This is a genomic window from Pseudomonas yamanorum, from assembly GCF_900105735.1.
GTDB lineage: Bacteria > Pseudomonadota > Gammaproteobacteria > Pseudomonadales > Pseudomonadaceae > Aquipseudomonas > Aquipseudomonas yamanorum.
The window spans coordinates 6,329,688-6,348,843 of sequence record NZ_LT629793.1; the positions used below are offsets into that span (position 1 = coordinate 6,329,688).

Annotated in this window: 18 protein-coding genes; 11 read left to right on the forward strand and 7 right to left on the reverse strand. The window is 61.7% G+C overall.

Annotated elements, in window-relative coordinates:
- Position 1: 1 nt before the first annotated feature.
- The 6 genes from tssJ to BLU46_RS29535 are packed head-to-tail and all read left to right on the forward strand — an operon-like array spanning position 2 to position 7,684.
- A complete protein-coding gene (tssJ, locus tag BLU46_RS29510; RefSeq protein ID WP_063029264.1) occupies positions 2 to 484 on the forward strand; it encodes a type VI secretion system lipoprotein TssJ in 483 nt (160 codons plus the stop codon).
- Position 485: 1 nt separating this feature from the next.
- Entirely contained in the window at positions 486 to 1,814 is a 1,329-nt protein-coding gene (gene tssK / locus BLU46_RS29515; RefSeq protein WP_093208925.1) for a type VI secretion system baseplate subunit TssK, read from the forward strand.
- Between the two features lie 4 nt (positions 1,815 to 1,818).
- The gene (gene icmH, locus BLU46_RS29520; protein WP_093208930.1) at positions 1,819 to 2,679 is read left to right on the forward strand and encodes a type IVB secretion system protein IcmH/DotU; all 861 of its coding nucleotides are present in this window, start codon (positions 1,819 to 1,821) and stop codon (positions 2,677 to 2,679) included.
- A 15-nt stretch (positions 2,680 to 2,694) separates the two neighbouring features.
- Positions 2,695 to 6,084: a type VI secretion system membrane subunit TssM gene (tssM, locus tag BLU46_RS29525; protein ID WP_093208935.1), complete on the forward strand. Its 3,390-nt coding sequence runs from the start codon at positions 2,695 to 2,697 to the stop codon at positions 6,082 to 6,084.
- The gene (locus tag BLU46_RS29530; protein WP_093208940.1) at positions 6,081 to 6,809 is read left to right on the forward strand and encodes a PP2C family protein-serine/threonine phosphatase; all 729 of its coding nucleotides are present in this window, start codon (positions 6,081 to 6,083) and stop codon (positions 6,807 to 6,809) included. The genes tssM and BLU46_RS29530 overlap by 4 nt, the downstream gene beginning before the upstream one ends.
- The gene (locus tag BLU46_RS29535; protein WP_093208945.1) at positions 6,806 to 7,684 is read left to right on the forward strand and encodes a serine/threonine-protein kinase; all 879 of its coding nucleotides are present in this window, start codon (positions 6,806 to 6,808) and stop codon (positions 7,682 to 7,684) included. Before BLU46_RS29530 ends, BLU46_RS29535 begins: the two co-directional genes overlap by 4 nt.
- Here BLU46_RS29535 and BLU46_RS29540 read toward each other — a convergent pair.
- A complete protein-coding gene (locus BLU46_RS29540; RefSeq protein ID WP_063029276.1) occupies positions 7,681 to 8,010 on the reverse strand; it encodes a DUF6388 family protein in 330 nt (109 codons plus the stop codon). The genes BLU46_RS29535 and BLU46_RS29540 overlap by 4 nt on opposite strands.
- 27 nt (positions 8,011 to 8,037) lie before the next feature.
- Positions 8,038 to 9,354, reverse strand: a complete 1,317-nt coding sequence (locus tag BLU46_RS29545) for a serine hydrolase domain-containing protein (protein ID WP_093208950.1) — start codon at positions 9,352 to 9,354, stop codon at positions 8,038 to 8,040.
- Between the two features lie 247 nt (positions 9,355 to 9,601).
- Between BLU46_RS29545 and BLU46_RS29550 the strand changes: the two genes are divergently transcribed.
- Positions 9,602 to 11,695, forward strand: a complete 2,094-nt coding sequence (locus tag BLU46_RS29550; RefSeq protein ID WP_063029280.1) for an EAL domain-containing protein — start codon at positions 9,602 to 9,604, stop codon at positions 11,693 to 11,695.
- Here BLU46_RS29550 and BLU46_RS29555 read toward each other — a convergent pair.
- Positions 11,673 to 12,539 carry a LysR family transcriptional regulator gene (locus tag BLU46_RS29555; RefSeq protein ID WP_093208954.1) on the reverse strand — a complete coding sequence of 289 codons (867 nt, stop codon included), beginning with the start codon at positions 12,537 to 12,539 and terminating at the stop codon, positions 11,673 to 11,675. The genes BLU46_RS29550 and BLU46_RS29555 overlap by 23 nt on opposite strands.
- Positions 12,540 to 12,631: 92 nt before the next feature.
- Between BLU46_RS29555 and BLU46_RS29560 the strand changes: the two genes are divergently transcribed.
- Entirely contained in the window at positions 12,632 to 13,186 is a 555-nt protein-coding gene (locus BLU46_RS29560) for a DUF4865 family protein (protein ID WP_093208959.1), read from the forward strand.
- A 40-nt stretch (positions 13,187 to 13,226) separates the two neighbouring features.
- Here BLU46_RS29560 and BLU46_RS29565 read toward each other — a convergent pair whose 3' ends face one another.
- Together BLU46_RS29565 and BLU46_RS29570 are read right to left on the reverse strand one after the other, a co-directional pair.
- Entirely contained in the window at positions 13,227 to 13,955 is a 729-nt protein-coding gene (locus BLU46_RS29565; protein WP_093208963.1) for a CbtA family protein, read from the reverse strand.
- Positions 13,956 to 13,970: 15 nt separating this feature from the next.
- Positions 13,971 to 14,183, reverse strand: coding sequence for a CbtB domain-containing protein (locus BLU46_RS29570; protein ID WP_063029287.1), 213 nt, complete (start codon positions 14,181 to 14,183; stop codon positions 13,971 to 13,973).
- A gap of 198 nt (positions 14,184 to 14,381) precedes the next feature.
- Here BLU46_RS29570 and BLU46_RS29575 point away from each other — a divergent pair, with 198 nt between their 5' ends.
- Genes BLU46_RS29575 through BLU46_RS29585 form a run of 3 tightly spaced genes read left to right on the forward strand, consistent with a single transcriptional unit; the run spans position 14,382 to position 16,491 of the window.
- Positions 14,382 to 14,945: a histidine phosphatase family protein gene (locus tag BLU46_RS29575; RefSeq protein WP_063029289.1), complete on the forward strand. Its 564-nt coding sequence runs from the start codon at positions 14,382 to 14,384 to the stop codon at positions 14,943 to 14,945.
- Positions 14,946 to 15,003: 58 nt separating this feature from the next.
- Positions 15,004 to 15,759, forward strand: a complete 756-nt coding sequence (gene cobF / locus BLU46_RS29580; protein WP_003208076.1) for a precorrin-6A synthase (deacetylating) — start codon at positions 15,004 to 15,006, stop codon at positions 15,757 to 15,759.
- A gap of 12 nt (positions 15,760 to 15,771) precedes the next feature.
- A complete protein-coding gene (locus BLU46_RS29585) occupies positions 15,772 to 16,491 on the forward strand; it encodes an alpha/beta hydrolase (protein WP_093210214.1) in 720 nt (239 codons plus the stop codon).
- 145 nt (positions 16,492 to 16,636) lie between these two features.
- Here BLU46_RS29585 and BLU46_RS29590 read toward each other — a convergent pair whose 3' ends face one another.
- A complete protein-coding gene (locus tag BLU46_RS29590; RefSeq protein ID WP_063029292.1) occupies positions 16,637 to 17,215 on the reverse strand; it encodes a DcrB/PsbP domain-containing protein in 579 nt (192 codons plus the stop codon).
- Positions 17,216 to 17,287: 72 nt separating this feature from the next.
- Positions 17,288 to 19,096: a monovalent cation:proton antiporter-2 (CPA2) family protein gene (locus BLU46_RS29595; protein ID WP_093208968.1), complete on the reverse strand. Its 1,809-nt coding sequence runs from the start codon at positions 19,094 to 19,096 to the stop codon at positions 17,288 to 17,290.
- Between the last annotated feature and the right edge of the window lie 60 nt (positions 19,097 to 19,156).

Consider the following 19,156-nt stretch of genomic DNA (forward strand, 5'->3'; position numbering starts at 1 on the left):
CATGTCCCGAGTCACCGTTGCATTGTTGTGCGCTGTAATGGCGTTGCTGGGTGGTTGTTCCCTGTCACCCTTTTCGAAGCTGACCAAGGTGGACCTGACACTGACCGCCAGCGAGCGGGTCAACCCCGATCTCCATGGCCGACCATCGCCGATCGTGGTGCACCTGATGGAGCTGCGGCACCCCGTGGCTTTTGAGAATGCAGACTTTTTCAGCCTTTACGGCCATGCAGAGCACACTTTGCCCAAAGACCTGGTGAACCTCGAAGAGCTGGAGTTGCGCCCAGGCGATCACTCCACGCTCAAGCTCAGCCTCGAGCCAGGCAGTCGCTATGTCGGTGTGCTGGCGGCCTACCGTGATTTACCCCACTCGCAATGGCGTTATGTGTTGCCGGTGACTGCGCAGCGATTGACGCGCGCCGAACTGGTCCTGGATCAAGCCGGTATTCGGTTGGTGAGCCCGCAACCTGCCAAGGCGGGCGACTGACATGCGCAGCCAAAAAGTCATCTGGCAGGAAGGCATGTTGTTGCGCCCTCAGCATTTTCAGCAAAACGATCGTTACCACGACCAGCAACTCAAGCGCCGCACTCAGTTGTTGTGCCCCCACGGCTGGGGTTTCCTGGCCCTGGAAATCGATGTGCAATATCTCAATATGGGCAAGGTCGTTGTCAGTCAGGCCAGCGGCATATTGCCGGATGGCAGCCTGTTCGAACTGGGCGGGGCCATGGAATCGCTGGTGCTGGAGGTTCCGGTGAATACCGGAAAACAGGCGATTTACCTGGCCTTGCCGCTGGCCACAAGTAACTGCGTTGAGGCCCGTCGACCCGAGCAGGTCGATGTGCTCGCGCGCTACAAGACCCTTTCGGTAGGCGTCAGCGATTCCAACGCCGGAGAAGATTCCTGTCGTCAGATAAATTGCGGACAGCTGGATTTTCGCCTGCTGCTGGGGGAGCAAATCAGCGACCAGCACTACGTGAAACTCAAGATTGCCCAAGTACTCAGTTGCACCGAGGAGGGCGTCAGCCTGGATGCCGATTTTAGCCCGACCTTCATTCACCTGCAGGGCTCCAGTTACCTGCTGTCGTGCCTCAAGGAGGTGATCAGCCTGCTTGCTTGCCGGGGGGATGCCATCGCCGAGCGGATCCGCGCCAACGGCACCGCCGCCGGAGCGGAAGTCGGTGACTTCCTGATGCTGCAACTGATCAACCGCACCGAACTGGTCTTGCGTCACTACCTGGGCCTGGGTCAGGTCAGCCCTGAAGCGCTGTATCGAACATTGCTGACGATCCTGGGTGAGCTCGCGACGTTTGCCAGCGACAGCAAGCGCGCGCACTTCGAGGGGCATTACCGGCACAGTGATCAGAGCGCCAGCTTTCGCGGATTGATGGAGCCGATTCGCAGCCTGCTGTCCATGGTGCTTGAACAGCATGCCATTGAGCTGGCGCTGCAGCCTCGTCAGTACGGGATATTGGTGTGCCCGGTAAGTGATCTCAACCTGTTGGGTTCAGCGACCTTCATTCTGGCCGCCAGTGCCCATTGTGACGCCGAGGAGCTGCGCCACCGGCTTCCGGCGCACCTCAAGGTTGGCCCCGTAGAGCGGATTCGCGAGTTGGTCAACCTGCATCTGGCGGGCATCAAGGTCAAGCCGCTGCCGGTGGCTCCCCGGCAGATACCGTTTCATGCCGCAAAAACCTATTTCATGCTCGAACTCGGTGCCCGGGACATCGAGCAGTTGAAACAGTCGGGAGGTTTTGCCTTCCACGTCAGCGGCGAATTTGCCGAGCTGGAACTGAAATTCTGGGCCATCAGGAACTGAGACCATGGACAGGGAATACCCGCAGGATGAAAAAACTGTCCTGCTCGATCGACAGGGGCGCGGGCCGGCGCAGGGGCCGCTAACCGACTTCGCATCGCCACCGCGTTTCGAGCAATTGGAAGACCGGATGATTTACGCCGCCCGCTTGCAGGGCGTGGAGCACTTCAACGTTGGCTTGAATACGCTGGTAGCACCTGCGTGGGCGTTGTTATCCGAGGTCGTCCGGCTTAAGGGCAGCACCGCTCAGGAAAGCCTGCGCGCGCTCAACGAACGGCTGTCCTGCGCGGTCACGCTGTTCGAGACGCGGGCCCGGCACGACGGAGCGCAGAGCAGTGAGGTGATGGCGGCGCGGTATGTGCTGTGCAGCGTGATCGACGAAGCTGTGGTCACCACCTCATGGGGCAGCCAGAGCGATTGGTCGAAGATGAGCCTGCTGAGCAGTTTTCACAACGAAACCTTCGGCGGCGAGAAGTTTTTCCAGCTGCTTGAGCGCATGTCGAGGGACCCCATCAAGCACCTGGCGATGCTGGAACTGATGTACCTGTGCCTGTCACTCGGGTTCGAGGGCAAATACCGGGTCATGGAGCGTGGGTTGTTGCAGCTTGAGCAGATTCGAGACGCGCTGTATCGGCAGATCCGGCATGTGCGGGGCGACTCCCCGCCGGCCTGCGCGCCGACACCCAGGCCGGAGCAGCCTCGCCAGAAACGACTGAGGGTCGTGCCGGCCACCTGGATTGCGGTGTTTGTCATCGCCAGCCTGTTGACCCTGTATGCGGGATTTGTCTGGGTACTGGGCCAGCATCGCGAGACCGTGCTGCAACCGTATCAACTCGTGGCGCCGGATATTACCCGGACGCCCCTCTAACGCAGGGAGCAACACATGAACGCATTCTTCAGGAGCGCGGGCACCGTGCTGGGCAGGATTTGGGTGTGGAGCCTGTTGCTGGTGTTCGCGGTCGCGATGGCCGTGTGGTTCCTCGGGCCATTATTGGCCGTCGATGACTATCGATTCTGGCAAGCAGCGGCGGCGCGCTTGCTGACGATCAGCGGCCTGTTTTTGTTGTGGGGCCTGGCGATGGTCTATGCCAATTGGCGCCGCATGGCCCGGCAAGGGTCCGTCGACGGTGTTGAGCCGAACCCACGAAAAGGGCGGGTTGAAAACGAGCAGCGGCACCTGCGCGGTCGGTTCAAGGACGCCCTGCACACCCTGAAAAACTCCAGGATTTATGGCGAACGCAGCTTGCGTTGGCGCAATGCATTGCCGTGGTATTTGCTGATTGGCAAGGAAGGCAGTGGCAAGTCCCGGATGTTGGCGGCCAGTGGCGTGCAGTTGCTCCAGGATCGCGGCGAGCCGATGGCGAAGGCGGATGGCGGCGGCACACGTGACTGTGAATGGCATTTCGCCGAAGACGGGGTGTTACTCGACACGTCTGGCCGCTATGTCACCCAGCCAGACAGCCAGGTGGATGGCGCAGGCTGGTCGACACTGCTGGGCCTGCTCAAGGCGCGGCGCCGAACCGGCCCTCTCAATGGTGTGGTGGTGGCGCTGTCGATGGAGACGTTGCTCCATGGCAATGAGCGAGATCTGGAGAATGACGCGCGGGCCGTCCAGAGTCGGCTGCTGGAGATCCGGCAGACGTTGCATGTGGATGTGCCGATTTACCTGGTGGTGACCCAGGCCGATCGGCTGCAGGGATTTGCGGCGTTCTTCGACCGCCCGCTGGGCGAGGGCAGTGACGCGGTGCTTGGTGAATGTCTCGCGTCAGGCAAGGGCGGTATTGATACTGGCCAGGTACGCCAGGCGTTTGAAGCGCTGCTTCAGCGCTTGAGCGGTGAACTGGTGCAGCGCCTGCATCAGGAGCGCAACGTTGACCTGCGCGGCCGGATGCTCGACTTTCCCCATCAGGCGGCTCGGATTGGCGAACGTCTGAGCCTCTACATCGACGTTGCTTTCTGCGGCCCGCGTTATCAACACACCAACGGCTTTCGTGGTTTCTACTTGACCAGCGCAGAAGGTGGCCCGCAACCCCTTGAGTCTCGCCCGCACTTTATCCAGGGCCTGTTCAGTCGGGTGATTCTGGCGCAAGCCGATCTGGCGGGCCTCGATAGCGAGGAGCAGCGTCGAATCCGCTGGCGCCAGGGTTTGCTGGTCCTCAGCGCGTTAGTGGTGGTCGGGGGGGCGGGCCTGCTTTGGACCCATAGTTACTCTTCCAACCATCAACGCCTGGAGCAACTGCGGGACCTGGCGCGACATCCCGCGCCGGTGCAGCCCGGATCGGATGCGACCCAGGCATTCCTGCCGCTGCTGGACAGCCGCCTGGCGGCCACGCGGGTCTTTCCTGTGCAGGGCAACGCCAGGCTGATTGAACGGGTGGGTTTGTATCAAGGCAATATCAGTCGTCCAGTGCTGGAACAGGCCTATGAGCACGCCTTGAGCCAATGGCTGCTGCCCCAGGTCAGCGAGATGCTGCAAGAGCAGATTCGCGGCAGCCTGGAAGATCGTGAGCGGCTGCAGGACAACCTTCGGGCCTACCTGATGCTCAACCTGCGGGAGCGTCGAGACGTCGGTTGGCTGCGTGAGCGGGTGGCCGGGCATTGGTCTTTGCGTTTTGCCGGTGAGCCCTCCATGCAGAGTCGTTTGAATGAACACTTCGCGCGCTTGCTTGAACAGCCGTTCGTGCACGCGCTCGATGATGAGTTGGTGGCTCACGCGCGCCACGTGTTGCGGGGCGAATCGCTGGTCGATGTGGTGCATCGCGTGCTGCGTGAACAAGCCCGCGGCCTGGAACCGTTGCGGCTTGCAAACGGGGTGGTGTTTGCCGATGACGACCAGCCCATTCCAGGTTTTTATACCCGCAAGTACCTGCGGTATTTCGAAACTCAGGGCGCGCGCCTGGTGAACACCATTGTCCAGGACAACTGGGTGTTGGGGGAGGGGGCCGACCTGAGCATCATGGACCTGCGGCGGTTGATGGTGGAGCTTGAACAGCGCTACTTCAGCGAGTATGCCGAGGCTTGGAGCGAGGCGATTGGGCGGGTTCGCCTGCGCGAGATTGACAATTCCAGGCAGGGCGCCGAGCAGCTCGCCAGCCTGACGTCAGCCCAGTCTCCATTGGTGCAGTTGTTACAACAGGTTCGTGACAACACCCGCTTGCCGTCGGCCAATGAACGCCTGGATGACCTGGCTGCCAAACTGCCAGGCCCTTCGGTAGCGCAGGTGCAGACCGCAGTCGGGCTGGCCAATCCCTTGCCCGATACTGCACGGCGTGCCCTGCAGCGTCGCTTCGAGCCCTTGCACCAGTTGCTGGACAGCCACGAGAATCCGGGCACCGAGTTGACCCAGGTGCTGCAGGCGCTCAACGACTTGCACCTGCAATTGGCGACCTTGAATCGCGAAGGTTCGCCGGAGCCTGTCGCCTTCGAGATGGTCAAGCGGCGGACCCAGGGGCAGCAGGATGCGCTGGGTAACCTGCGCAACGTTGCCGCCCGTTTGCCACTGCCCCTGGCGGGTTGGTTCGAAAGCCTGGCCGACGAGCATTGGCGCGGCCTGCTCGACCAAGCCTATCGGCATGTGAACCAGCGTTATCAGAGCGAGGTATATGGTTTTTACGCCAAGGCGATCAAGCAACGTTATCCGTTCAATGCCCACGCCAGCAGCGATGTTTCCCTCAACGATTTTCAGGAGTTCTTCAAGCCTGAGGGGATCATGGCGCGATTTTTTGACAGCTACCTAAGGCCGTTTGTCAGCGGTGATGCGGGACGCTACAGGCTGCGCAGCCTGGATGGGCGCAGCTTGCCCATATCCCGGACGTTGCTCGACCAGCACGGGAAAGCGCAGGTGATCAGGCGCGGTTTTTTTGCCGATGAACCGGCGGACTTGCAGGTTCGTTTCACGCTCGCGCCCTACAGTCTGGACCCTTCGGTGAGTCGCGCGGTCTTGCGTCTGGGCGGTCAGCAGATGGAGTACCGGCACGGGCCGATTGTGCCCATGGCGATGCAATGGCCAACCGAGGCTGAAAATGGTCGCAGCAGCCTGGTGCTGGAGCGGGGCAGCGAACGGCCGTTGGGCCTCGAAAAGAATGCCGGGGCCTGGTCGCTGTTCCGCTTGTTCGACCTGATGCAAAGCGAGGCCTCCAGCGGGCAGGATGTATTGATCCTCAAGGCCGACCTGGCAGGCTTGCGCGCCAACTATCTGCTGACCAGCCGGCGCACTCCCAACCCGTTTCAGATGACGCAGTGGCGTACCTTTCGCCTCCCGGAGCAGCTGTGAACCGATGTCCGGATCGCTGGCGCAGCGCTGGCCGTACGGACCGTGGCAAGCTCAGGTCGCGCAATGAGGATGCCTTTCTCGATTGTCCCCGGCAGGGCTGCTGGGCCGTGGCAGACGGGATGGGCGGGCATCAGGCCGGGGATGTCGCCAGCCAACTGGTGGTCGATAGCCTGGCGTTATTGCCTGGCCAGGGAAGCCTGGACGACCGGGTCGAGGCGACCCGCCGTTGCCTGCAATGGCTCAATCGGCGGTTGGGTGAGGAGTTGACGGTCACCGACCATGGCGGTGATCGCACCATGGGGAGCACGGTCGTGGCATTGCTGCTTCAGGGCGATCGCGCCGCGTGTATCTGGGCCGGTGACAGCCGCTGTTATCTGTGGCGAGCGCAGACGCTGTACCAGCTGTCGCGGGATCACTCGCTGTTCGAACAGTTAATTGATCAGCGGGTGAGCCTGGAGCAGGCCAGGGCGCATCCCGATGCACGGGCGTTGACCCGCGCCATTGGCTCGCGTGATCCGTTGAGGCCGCAGGTATTGGAACTTGGGACTGTGGCAGGGGATGTCTTTCTGCTGTGCAGTGACGGCCTGTACCAGGCGCTTAGCCATGGCGAGCTGGGGCAGGCGTTGAGCCTGGGAGACCCACGGAGGGTCCTGGACCAACTGTTTGCAGGCGTATTGCGCGGTGCCGCCCGCGATAACCTGACCGCTGTGGTCGTGCAGTCATGAACGACATGACCCACTTTGCCTTTGCCGAGGCCACGACAAACCCACCGCGTGACGGCGTCCCCGAATTACTGGCCGGACGATACCTTATCGAGCGCGTGCTGGGTGCCGGCGGCATGGGCGTGGTTTATCGCGCCCGGGACCTGCTATACGAACAGTTTGGTGAGTCGCGTTCCAGTGTGGCGATCAAAGTGCTGGGTGAAACCATCCGTGAATCTGCGGATGCCCACGTGCTGCTGTACAACGAGTTCGCCCTGACCCGCAGCCTTCGCCATGAGCAGGTGGTGCGTGTATTTTCGTTTGAAGTGGACGCCCCCTGTCAGATCGCCTTCTTCACTATGGAGCTGCTTCAGGGCATGACCCTGGACCGGCTGCTGCTGGAGTGTCCTGAAGGTTTACCCTGGCGCGAGTTGCAAGGCATCGCCGTGCAATTGCTCGATGCGTTGCGTCATAGCCATCAACAGGGTGTGCTGCACGGCGATGTGAAACCCTCCAATGTCATGGTGGGAGAGGGCGGGTTGCGTTTGTTCGATTTCGGCCTGGGGCAGGCGTGCGGACAGGCCCCGGCGGGGTCCCCAGGCTTGAGTCGCAGTCGTTTCAATGCCTGGACACCGATGTACGCCGCGCCAGAGTTGCTGGCTGGCGGAGCGCTGTCGGCCAGTGCCGATCTGTATGCAGTGGCCTGTGTGCTTTACGAATTGGCACAAGGCCGGCGCCACTCCAGTGACCGACCGGCCCGGCCCGGGCAACTGCCTCGCCATTGCTGGCGAGCGTTACGCACGGCGTTGGCGATCGAACCTGAACGCAGAACAATCACCCTGGATGAATTACGTGCGGTGATCGGCGATACCCGCCAGGGCTTTAGCCGCTGGTTCTAAGCGGGCAAGTCATGCAACTGGCAATATTCCGCCCAGCTCAGGCCTGCCATTTGCGCCACTTCCTTGTGCACTTCAAGGCGCTGGGCCTCGAACTCCGCGGGTGAATGCGCCGTCAGTTTCAGCGTCAGCTCCCAGGCAAACAGGCCTTGTTGCTCGGCTTCTGCCTCGAAGGCTTCATGCAGGCGTTCGGCGCGGTACTGCTCCATGGTTTCCCCCTTGGCCTGGGCCGCCAAGGGGTTCAACGTATTCAGTTCCGCCGCCAGGGCCGGGTGTTCGCTCAAGAATCGGTCCAGGGCTAGCTGGTGGTTTTCGCCGGGTTGGGACAAAGGTTTACTCCACGTTAAGCGAGACGGTCAGTCTGGCTTGGTCATCAAAAAAGTCGCCATGGCCTCATAGGCCGGCAACGTCACCCCATCATTGGCAGCATTGCCCGCCACCGGATGCGAGGCATAACGAACAATCACCATCTCGGCCTTGGGGTCGATATAGATGCTCTGGCCATGCACCCCACGGGCCATGAAGGCACCGTCGGGATTGTGGGTTACCCACCACATGTTGCGATAGCTCCAACCCTTCAATTGGCCATAACCGGCCTGGGCGAACGCCTGCTTGTCGCCGCCTTGGCGAATAGCCTTGACCACACTCTCGGGCACGATCTGCTGGCCGTTGAACTGCCCGCCGTTGCGCAGCATTTCAGCAAAACGGGCCAGGTCCCGTAGCCCGGTGTTCAGGCCACCACCGGCAAACGGTGTGCCGATGGAATCGACGGTGAAGTAGGCGTCCTGTTCGGCGCCGAGCCGGCTCCAGATGCGTTCGCTGAGCAGTTGCGCCACATTGCGCCCGGTCGCGCGGGCGATCACCCAGCCCAGCACGTCGGTATTGACGGTCTTGTAGCCGAAGGCGCGCCCGTGTTCGCCGCGCTGTTTTACGGTTTGCAGGAACTCGTAGTAGCTGCGCGGCCCGGTGTAGTCCTTGGGTTTGGGCAGCGGGTTGCCGGCCTGGGCGTGGGCCCAGACTTCGGCGTTGGGATCGGCATAGTCTTCGCTGTAGTCCAGGGCGGTGGTCATGTCCAGCACCTGGCGCAGGGTGGCGCTGCCAAAGGCGGAGCGGCCCAGTTCGGGCACGTAGTCGACGATCTTTTTCTGTGGGTCGAGGGTGCCATCGGCCACCAGCATCGCGCCCAGGGTGCCGATCACTGATTTGGTGACCGACATGGCCGCGTGTTGCCCGTCGTCCTTGAGCACCCCGAAATAACGCTCATACACCACCGTACCGCGATGCATCACCACGATGCCATCGGTGTAGGTGGCGTCCAGAGTCTGGCGCCAGCCCAACGGCTGGGTGGCACCCACGGGCTGCACGGGGATTGCATCGAGTCCCGGATCGAGTTTGCGTGGCAACGCCAGCGGCGCACCCAGCCCGCGGGAGACGTTCACCGTGGGCATCAATTGGCGAAAGTGGGCGACACTCCAGCGCATGGCCGGGAAGCGGAAATAGCTGCCGTCTTCAAAGCGTACGGTGCGATCTGCCGGCGGCGGTGCGCCGACCATCCATTGCAGCTTGGCCGGGTCGCTGGCTTGTGCATCCGGGAAGGTCGGGCTGGCAGCGCTGGCCAAGGGGCTGATGAGGCCGAGCAGCGCGCAGGTGAGCAGGAGGGCAATTCGCAGCATCAGTCGAGTCCGTTCGAGGGAGTGTCGCTTTTTACGACAGCCAGTGCGCCGAAGGATGGGCCAACCGGAGGCAATCGACAAGCAGCAGTGCCCCGGGACGAATCTGAATAATTGCGCCGCTGGCGGCAAAAGCCTTTCGTTCGCGGTATCAGGGCGTGTAGCGTTACCTTATCGATAAAGGCAACGGCTCAGGTGTTTTTGCGACCTTGGCATCAGGGACCGAGTGCTATGTGCAGAGGGACAGGTGATGGCGCAAACGCTGTTCAAGCTTTTCTTCACCCAGCGGCTGGCGGCCTTGGCCAGCACCGAGTCGTTGCGGGCCATACGTGAGGGGTTGTTGTGGATCCTGCCATGCCTGCTGGTGTCGGCCGGTTTCCTGATCCTGTCCGAATGCGCCCGTGTGCTGGGCTTCGACCCTCAGTGGGTGGCCTTCCTCGCGGGGCTGCACAACCAGATCAGTTCGGTGATCCCGCTGCTGGTGGCCGCCTCCATCGGTTACATGCTTGCTATCCAGCACCGCCTGCCGCAGCTACCGGTGGCGTTCCTGTGCCTGGCCCACGTGGTGATCGCCACCTTTGTGCTGCGGGATTTCCCCCGTGCTTCGGCGACCTTCGTGCTGTTCATCGCCATCGCCTCGCCGTTGATCAATGTGCCCGCCATCGCCTGGCTGCATCGGCGTCGCTGGACCCGGTTGATCAACGAAGACCTGGTGGGGCACAACCTCAAGGGCACCATCAACATGGTGGTGCCGGGGGCGATCACGGCGCTCGTGCTGGTGCTCTTGCTGTCGTTGCTGTTGCAGATTCCGCAGGTGGCGCAGCTTCAGGGCCCGCAGGTACTCGATGCACTGGAAACGCCCTATGGCAGCGGTCTGTTTGTGACCCTGATGAATTCACTGCTGTGGTTTTTCGGGATCCATGGGGTCTACGCCATGCAGCCGTTGTTTGATGTACTGGATCAGGCTGTCGCGCTCAACAACGCCGCAGTGGCGGCGGGCGAGCCGGTCAAGTATTTACTGAATGGCGGCTTGCTGGGCAGCTTCGCGTTTATCGGTGGCTCGGGTGGCGCATTGTGCTTGCTGCTGGCGATCCTGCTGTTTTCCAAGAGCCGGTCCATGCGATTGGTGGCGATAGCCAGCCTGCCGCTGTCGTTGTTCAATGTCAGTGAAGTGTTGTTGTTTGGCTTGCCGATCATCCTCAACCCGCGCCTGTTCATTCCCTTTCTGGTGGTGCCGGCATTCAACGCAATGCTGGCGCTGATGGTGGTGCAGATTGGCTGGGTGTCGCCTGCGGTGGTGAGTGTGCCGTTCACCGCGCCGGTATTGTTAAACGCCTATTTGAGCACCCACGGCGACCTCGCGGCGGTGTTACTGCAGGTGGTGTTGCTGGGGGTTGGCATGCTGATTTACGCGCCCTATGTGCGGGCGATCAATCGCCAGGCCACGGAAGGCGGCACGGTGTATTTGAAGTCGCTGGACATGACCTTTCGCGGCCTCGAAGAAAAGGGCCGCTTGCTGGAACTGGACCCGGTAATGGCGTCCCATAAGGCCCAGGCACGCCAGGTCAGCGAGTTGAGCCATATCCAGCAGATCAGCGATTATGAGTTTTACCTCGAATTCCAACCGCAGATTTCGACCCTGACCGGGCTGTGCACCGGTTGCGAGGCGTTGATGCGTGCGCGGGATGCCGAGGGCACGGTGCATTCGCCCTGGGAGTTCCTGCAATGGCTGGCCAACGCCAGGTTGATGCCCGATGTGGATGTGTGGGTGGCGTCCCAGGCTGTGCGCCAGTATCAAAAGTGGCGGAAGGTCGGTTTTACCTTACCGATGACGATCAATATCTCCAGCGCCACGCTGACCACCCCGGCCTATGGTGACCGGCTGGTGGAGATACTGGCCCAGGCCCATGGGCAGGTGTCGGTGGAGATCACTGAGGATGCGTTGGTGGGGGATATTCAGGGCACCCGGCAGATGATCGAGAAGCTGCAGGCCATTGGCGCCAAGGTTTACATCGATGACTTCGGGACCGGGTTTTCAGCGCTGAGTTATCTGCATCAGTTCCCGGTGGATTTCATCAAGATCGATCGCAGTTTCGTGGTGGCCCAGCATGATCCAAAGGGCGCCCAGGTGTTGACCGGGATGCTGCGATTCTGTGAGGCGCTGAACCTTGGGGTGGTGGTGGAAGGCGTGGAAACCGCCGAGCAACTGGCGTTTTTGCAGTCGGGCTCGGAGCTGATCATCCAGGGCTGGTATTTCAGCAAGGCGTTGCCGGGCGATGAACTGGAGCGGTTCGTGCGCGGGCGATACACCCAGATGCAATCTAACGCTCCAGAACCCCTCTGAAGGTTGCGCTCAACGCACGTAATGTCTCGCGGGAGCGGCCGTCGCTGATGCGGCTGTGCAGCACGATTTCACTGACGGGTAACGCCGGTAATCCGTACTGTTCGCTGACGTCCACGGCGCCCGCCGGCGCCACTCGCCGGGCCAGCGCCGCCACACCCAGGCCGGCGCTGACTGCCGCACCCACCGCCATTACGCCGCCGCCGACAAACACTTCGGTCCAGTCGATCCGCGCCTCATCCAGCGCGCGCACCGCCAAGTGTCGCACGCCGCAGGGCGAGGCCATGGTTGCCATGCGCAACGGTGTACCGGCGGTGTGCTGCCAGGTCGGTGCGGCGAACCAGCCAAAGCGCTCCACCACCAATACTTCGCCGTCCTGGCGGTCGCCTTCGTTGCGCACGATCACCGCGTCCAGTTCGTTGCGGTCGAACGCCGCCACCAGGTCGCGGGACGAAGCAATCCGCACCTCCAGGATCACCAGCGGGTCATAGGCGGCCAGGCGGCTGAGCCACAGCGGCAGATCGGGGCCGGCCACGTGGTCGCTGATGCCAATCACCAGCCTTCGTGGTGCGCCGTTGCCCATGTCACCCAACGCCCGTTCGTGGGCATTGAGCAGCGCGCGCGCGGCGACGATGAACTGCTCGCCCTGGGGCGACAGACGGACATGCCGTGGTGTGCGCACCAGCAGGCGATAACCGAGGCGTTCTTCCAGGCGCTTGAGCTTGAGGCTGATGGCTGCCTGTGATGTATCCAGTGCCTGGGCCGCGCGGGTAAAACTGGTGAAATCGGCGACCAGGACGAAGGCGTGCACGGTGTCGATATCCAGCGGCTTGAGTGCGTCGGTCATTTCAGTTCCTTATCATACCTATATCCGGTGATATCTTGCTGAAATCATGGCCGCTGCGCAAGCTGGGCACTCATCTGAACAGGAGCGCCATGATGTTTGCCAAACAGTATTCACACCGCTTGCCAGCCGATTACGACATGGGTGTCATCCGTGAGCGGGCCGCTCGCCTGGGGCCGTTGTGGGATCATGCCGAGGGTTTGCTGTTCAAGGCGTTTATCGCCCAGGAGAGAGGGCAGGGGCCGGGGGTGAATAACCTGTATTCGTCGGTTTATCTGTGGTCGGATCCTTTGCAGGCTGCGGATTTCTTGCTCGGCGAGCGCTTCCAGAAGGTCCTCGACAGTTTTGGCCAGCCGCACATTGAGTCCTGGTTACCGCTGGATGTGCAGCGAGGTCCGGCGCAAGACGCCTTGAGCCTGTATCGGGAGGAGTGGGCGCTGGAGCCAAGCGCGGACCGTGGGCAAATCCTCGCAACCGAAAAAGCCCGCAATCAGCAGATTGCAGACACCAGCGATAACTTCGCGGTGTTTCTGGCGCTGGATGTGCAGGCGTGGAAGCTGGTGCGAATTACCTTGTCGGCCAAGGCGCTGGATGTGAACCATCCGGGCAACGGCTACGAGGTGTTCTATCTGGCGCGGCCCGGGGTGTGAATGCCGGTAGCCGCCGATTTGTCGGCGGCTACCTGTACCGTCAGGAGTTGAGACGCGCCCGAGGCTGGCTCAGCTTGCGCTCGGCCACGGCGCCGAACACCAGGCCCAGGGTGGTCCACAGTACCAGTTGAATCCCCAGGGAGGCCACGCGGAATTTCCACAGCAACACTGCCGAGAATTGTTCCGGCACTTCGTTGATGGCCGGGAACAAGCTGCCGGCCACCGACACGATCACGATATACAGCGCCACACCGAGGATCGCGCCTGCCCATAGGCCACGGCTGGCAATCAGCTTGCGCGCCGCGTTGATCGCAATCACCGCAGCCGCCACCGACACCAGCAGCATCAGGAAGAACAGCTTGGTGCGTTGCGCGATGGTGGCGGGGTCGCCCACCGATGGCGGGTTGGCCGGATACTTCAACCCCGGTACCACGATGATCGTCACAAACGCCGCCAATGCCAGCAGCGCTGCCAAGCCACGGGGACCGACCTTGCCGATGCGGCCCAGGGAGTAGGCGAACACCAGGGCGAAAATGCCACCCAGGGAGACGCTGTACACCACCACGCCGGTGAACAGGCCGAAGGTGCTTTGTACTTCGCGGCTCACCAGTTCTTCTTCCGGCGCGTCGCCGCGCATCTGTGCCATCTGATCTTCGAAGGCGATGGCCTTGTCGATCTGCGGCTCACCAAAAGTCTTGGCGAAGCCGAAGGCCAGGATGCCGGCGAGCAGGCCCACCAGCATCCCGCGAACGAGTAAATGCCCTGTCATGTCGTCACGCTCCAATCAATGGCAGGGGAAACCCAGCAGGTGGCGACCGTCATGCACAAACTCATGCACGTACATGCCTTTGAACACGGCCGTCGCGCCCTGCTCGGCGCCGACGAAGTAAATCGCGAGCAACAGCAGCAGGCCGCCGAAGATCGCCCAGGGCAGGATTTCGCTCAGGGGAATGGACGGTATTGAAACGTCGGAGCCAGTTACAGCGGTATAAGCCATGAGAACCTCCAGGGATGACGCGTCCCGAAATGGATAGCGAGTTGGCTGAAACAGGGTCTGGCTTACGGCTAAAAGGCCGAATACAGTGGCGCGACCGCGCCGGCATTGAACCGGCTTCCTGTTGCAGAATAGTTGAAACATGTTGAAACAACTTCGCAAGTCTACGCTGACTGCCCCTTAAAACCAGAGCGATTTGTCATGCAGGCCACCCGTTTGACCCTTGTTGCCCACGCCAGCACCCGTGCCCAGAAACAGGCACGCTTTGCGCTGGATGAGTCGGTGGAGATAGGCTGGCAGCAGGCGGCGCTTTCCCAGGCGCAACGCTTCAAGCGTGCACCCCGGGTGCTGTGCGGCCCGGAGGCGCGGACCCGGCAGACCGCGGCGCTGTTTGCCGACGATGCTTTGGTTGAAACAGCCCTGCGCGATTGTGATTTCGGCCGCTGGCAAGGGTTGGCGATCGAGGAGGTTCAGCAAGCCGAACCCGAAGCGCTTCAGGCCTGGTTGACCGACAGCACCTCGGCGCCCCACGGCGGCGAGTCGGTAGTGCAACTGTGTGAGCGGGTAGGGCAGTGGTTGCAGTCCCTTGAGCAATCCCCGGGGCATGTCGTGGCGGTGACGCATCCATTTGTGATCCGCGCAGCGCTGCTGCATGTCATGCAATGCCCGCCCGCGATGTTCAACCTGATCGACGTGGAGCCGCTGTCATCCACCGAGTTGCGCTTCAATGGCCGTTGGCGCCTGCGCCTGGAAACTCACGCCTGACGTCCCGAACATGGCAAAATCCGTTCCCCGCACCGAGACCACCCATGAAGACTTTCCCATGAAACGCATCCTGATCATCGGCATTGGCGCCGGCAACCCCGACTACATCACGATGCAGGCGGTCAAGGCGCTCAACCGCACCGACGTGTTTTTCCTGATGGACAAGGGCCAGAGCAAGGACAAGCTGATCGACCTGCGCCGGGAAATCTGCGAGACCTACATCACCGATCACGCCTACCGCTTTGTCGAGGCCGATTGCCCCGAGCGGGTGCGTGGCGATATCGACTACACCACCGCCGTGAAGGACCTGAACCGCGACAAGCAGCAGACCTTCGAACGGATGATCAATGAAGAAATGGCCGACGGCGAAGTGGGCGCATTCCTGGCCTGGGGCGACCCCGCACTGTACGACAGTACCATTCGTATCCTGCAGGCGATCCTCGCCAGCGGCAGCTGCGAATTTGAATTTGAAGTGATCCCCGGGATCACCAGCGTCCAGGCGTTGGCGGCGCAGCACAAAGTGCCGCTGAACCGCATCGGTCGCTCCATCGAAATCACCACCGGCCGCCGGTTGGCGGCGGGGCAGGCGAGTGATGCCGACACCCTGGTTGTCATGCTCGACGCCGAAGATTCCTACCGCACCGTGGCCGATCAGGACCTGGATATCTACTGGGGCGCCTACCTGGGCACACCGGATGAAATCCTGATCAGCGGCAAAGTGGCTGAGGTTGCCGAAGAGATTGAACGTGTGCGCAAGGCGGCGCGTCAGGCCAATGGCTGGATCATGGATACCTATTTGTTGCGCAAACCCTAGAGGTTGATGCTCATGCTCAAACTGATTGCCCTGACGGTGGCGCTGTTTACCGGCGCCGCACAGGCCGAAGACGTATTGCACACCGACCTGCCGCTGCCTTACCTGGAACAGACCCAAAGCGATGCACGCAACGAGCCGCTGGTGATCTTCCTGCACGGTTATGGCAGTGACGAGGCAGACTTGTTCGGGCTCAAGGACCGCTTGCCCTCGACCTGGACCTACCTGTCTGCACGGGCACCGATGTCGGTGGAGGGGGGTGGCTATCGCTGGTTTCGCAAGAAGCCGGGCGATGGCGACTTTGATGGCGAGACCGCCGATTTGCAGAGCAGCGCCAAGCTGATCGAAGACTTCGTCGCCCAGGCCACCACTAAGTATCACACCCAAAGTGATCGGGTGTTTCTGGTGGGGTTCAGCCAGGGCGCGATCATGTCGTACGAAGTCGGGCTAAGGCATCCCGAAACCCTGCGCGGGATTGCGGCGTTGAGCGGCAGCCTGCTGCCGGTACTCAAGGCCGAACTCAAGCCGGATGCGCGCCTGGGCAAGTTGGCGATTTTCATTGGGCACGGGACGCTGGACCAGGCGCTGCCTTACTACTCGGCAACGCGGGCCAACGAGGTGTTGCAGGGGCTTGGCCTCACGCCGGAATTCCACGGTTACCCGGGGATGATTCATACCATCGGTGAGGCGGAGTTGCTGGACTTGAAGCAGTGGCTGGAAAAGAGCCTGCGCTGAGTCCGGTGATGTGAATGCGATAAAAATGTGGGAGCTGGCTTGCCTGCGATAGCGGTGTATCAGTTGCCTGAAGCAGTGACTGGTCAATCGCTATCGCAGGCAAGCCAGCTCCCACATTTAGATTTTCATTGTCAGGTAAATCGGGTTACTTACCGCCAATAATCTGCTTCACCAACAGTGCATGACCGGCTTCATCATCCGCCCGGGAAATGGCCTGCACCACCAACTGGTGGCTGCCGGAGCCCGTGAGGAAAGTGGAGCTCAGCGTCTTGCCACCGCCCATGGTCGCAGTGCTGTCGACCTGGCGCAGGGCCAGGCCCTTGACGGTGAGTTTCTTCTCGGCGCCTTTCTTGAAGTCCGGCAGGGCCGCGCTTTGTTCCTTGACGAAATCCGCCACGGCGCCGTCGAGGAACTGCGGGTCGTTGTCCTTGATCAGGCCGGCGACACTCGGTTTCTCAACCACAAAAATCACGCTTTTGGTGGCCTGGTCGCTGTACATCGTGCCGCTGGCGCCTGCCGTGCCGTGTTCGGCATCACCGGCCGGCAGTGGGTCGGCCTGGTAGGACTTGGGCAGGTTGAAGCTGAACTTGCCGTCCAGGGTGGAGATGGTCTGGGTGGCGGTTTTCTGCGCCGCAGGCTTGCTGGCGGCGAGGACTTGGCTGGCGCCGAAGCCGGCGGCCAGCGCGAGGGCCAAGAGGGCTGCGGTCTTGCTGAGGGTGGCCATGAAGCTCTCCAGGGATGAACGAAATTGCGCCGTATTCTGTCAGAAATTTCGCAAGATCGTTCATCTCCATCCTTACACCTTGTCGGACTCTTCCTCGAGTCGGTCCATCTCAAACAGCCGTGCCAGTTCCGTCCGGGCTTCCTGGGCCGATTGCATCACCTTGGCCGCGTCGTCATACACCGCGTGCTGAGCGGCCAGCAGTTGCAGGTCGTGGTTTTTGAAACGGCTGATGCGCGCATCGGCCTGGGCCTGGGTCAAACCAAGGCCCACCAGGGTGCGGCGGCTCATTTCCAGGCTGGAGTAAAACGTCTCGCGCACCGGTGACGCGTCGAGGTCCACCAGGCGATGTACGTGCTGGCGGTTACGGGCGCGGGCGATGATCTTCATGTGCGGGTAGAGGCTGCGCACCAGCTCGGCGGTCTTGATATTGATTTCGGGGTCGTCCATGGCGATCACGAAGAATTCAGCCTGGTCGACTTTCGCCGCGTGGAGGATTTCCGGGCGCTGGGGGTCGCCGTAGAACACCGGCATGCCGCCGAAACTGCGGGTCAGCTCGATGGTTTCCACCGAGGTGTCGAGGGCGATAAACGAGATGTTTTGCGCCCGCAGGATCCGCGCCACGATCTGCCCCATACGGCCCATCCCGGCGATCACCACCCGGGGTGCATCGCTTTCGATGGCGCGGTATTCCTCGGGCACTTCCACCGGCTTGACCTTGGGCTTGAAGAGCTTCGGGCAGAGCAACAGCAGCAATGGGGTCAGGGCCATGGACAGGGTGATGGTCAGCACCAGGATGTCGTAGAGGTGCGGTTCGAACAGGCCCTGGTCGCGGCCGATCTTGAACACCACGAAGGCAAACTCACCGCCGGCCGCCAGCACCACACCCAGGCGCAGCGCGCTTTCACGGTTCAGGTCACCGGCCAGTCGGCCCACGCAAAACAGCAGCGGCAATTTGATGGCGATCAGCAGCAGGGTCAGACCCAGCACGATTACCGGCGCACTGAACAACAGGCTGATATTGGCGCCCATGCCCACGCTGATAAAAAACAGGCCCAGCAGCAGGCCCTTGAACGGTTCGATCTGCGATTCCAGCTCATGCCGGTATTCGGAGTCTGCCAACAGCAACCCGGCGAGGAAGGCGCCGAGGGCCATGGACACGCCCACCAGCTCCATCAGCCATGCCGTGCCGATCACTACCAGCAACGCGGTGGCCGTGGACACTTCCCGCAGCCCGGTCTTGGCGACGATGCGAAACACCGGCCGCAGCAGATAGCGCCCGCCGATGATCACCACGGCGATGCTGCCCAGTACTTCCAGGCCATGCTGCAGGCCTTGGGAGGTGGTGGCGGGGTGATCGCTGCCGGCGAGCAGCGGCACCATGGCGATCAGCGGGATGGCCGCGATGTCTTGGAACAGCAGGATGGCAAAGGCCAGGCGCCCGTGGGGCTGGTTAAGCTCCTTGCGCTCGGCCAGGCTTTGCAGGCCGAAGGCGGTGGAGGAGAGTGCCAGGCCAAGGCCCAGCACAATCGCACTGTTCCATGACTGGCCAAACAGGAACAGCGCTACCACACCAATCACCGTGCCCGTCAGCAACACCTGCGCCAGGCCGACACCAAACACCGCCTTGCGCATCACCCACAAGCGCTTCGGTGACAACTCCAGGCCGATGATGAACAGCAGCAACACCACCCCCAGTTCGGAGAACTGGCTGACGCTTTGTGGGTTGCCCACCAGCCCCAGCACCGAGGGGCCGATGATCACGCCGGCCAGCAAATAACCCAACACGGCACCCAACTGCAGGCGCTTGGCCAAGGGCACGGTCAATACGGCAGCGAACAGGAATACAACCGCCGCTTGTAACAGGTTGCCTTCATGGGGCATTGGGGACTCCAGGATCGTTTTGCTGAATCAACAGGGCGTTATTAGAGCGCTTTTTTGCGT

What these genes read in the sequence shown, in the direction of transcription:
- icmH (WP_093208930.1), top strand. Translation starts at nt 1,819, where the DNA reads ATGGACAGGGAATACCCGCAGGATGAAAAAACTGTCCTGCTCGATCGA.
- BLU46_RS29575 (WP_063029289.1), top strand. Translation starts at nt 14,382, where the DNA reads ATGCAGGCCACCCGTTTGACCCTTGTTGCCCACGCCAGCACCCGTGCC.
- BLU46_RS29585 (WP_093210214.1), top strand. Translation starts at nt 15,772, where the DNA reads ATGCTCAAACTGATTGCCCTGACGGTGGCGCTGTTTACCGGCGCCGCA.
- BLU46_RS29570 (WP_063029287.1), bottom strand. Translation starts at nt 14,183, where the DNA reads ATGGCTTATACCGCTGTAACTGGCTCCGACGTTTCAATACCGTCCATT.
- tssJ (WP_063029264.1), top strand. Translation starts at nt 2, where the DNA reads ATGTCCCGAGTCACCGTTGCATTGTTGTGCGCTGTAATGGCGTTGCTG.
- BLU46_RS29595 (WP_093208968.1), bottom strand. Translation starts at nt 19,096, where the DNA reads ATGCCCCATGAAGGCAACCTGTTACAAGCGGCGGTTGTATTCCTGTTC.
- BLU46_RS29560 (WP_093208959.1), top strand. Translation starts at nt 12,632, where the DNA reads ATGTTTGCCAAACAGTATTCACACCGCTTGCCAGCCGATTACGACATG.
- tssK (WP_093208925.1), top strand. Translation starts at nt 486, where the DNA reads ATGCGCAGCCAAAAAGTCATCTGGCAGGAAGGCATGTTGTTGCGCCCT.
- tssM (WP_093208935.1), top strand. Translation starts at nt 2,695, where the DNA reads ATGAACGCATTCTTCAGGAGCGCGGGCACCGTGCTGGGCAGGATTTGG.
- BLU46_RS29545 (WP_093208950.1), bottom strand. Translation starts at nt 9,354, where the DNA reads ATGCTGCGAATTGCCCTCCTGCTCACCTGCGCGCTGCTCGGCCTCATC.
- cobF (WP_003208076.1), top strand. Translation starts at nt 15,004, where the DNA reads ATGAAACGCATCCTGATCATCGGCATTGGCGCCGGCAACCCCGACTAC.
- BLU46_RS29535 (WP_093208945.1), top strand. Translation starts at nt 6,806, where the DNA reads ATGAACGACATGACCCACTTTGCCTTTGCCGAGGCCACGACAAACCCA.
- BLU46_RS29565 (WP_093208963.1), bottom strand. Translation starts at nt 13,955, where the DNA reads ATGACAGGGCATTTACTCGTTCGCGGGATGCTGGTGGGCCTGCTCGCC.
- BLU46_RS29550 (WP_063029280.1), top strand. Translation starts at nt 9,602, where the DNA reads ATGGCGCAAACGCTGTTCAAGCTTTTCTTCACCCAGCGGCTGGCGGCC.
- BLU46_RS29555 (WP_093208954.1), bottom strand. Translation starts at nt 12,539, where the DNA reads ATGACCGACGCACTCAAGCCGCTGGATATCGACACCGTGCACGCCTTC.
- BLU46_RS29590 (WP_063029292.1), bottom strand. Translation starts at nt 17,215, where the DNA reads ATGGCCACCCTCAGCAAGACCGCAGCCCTCTTGGCCCTCGCGCTGGCC.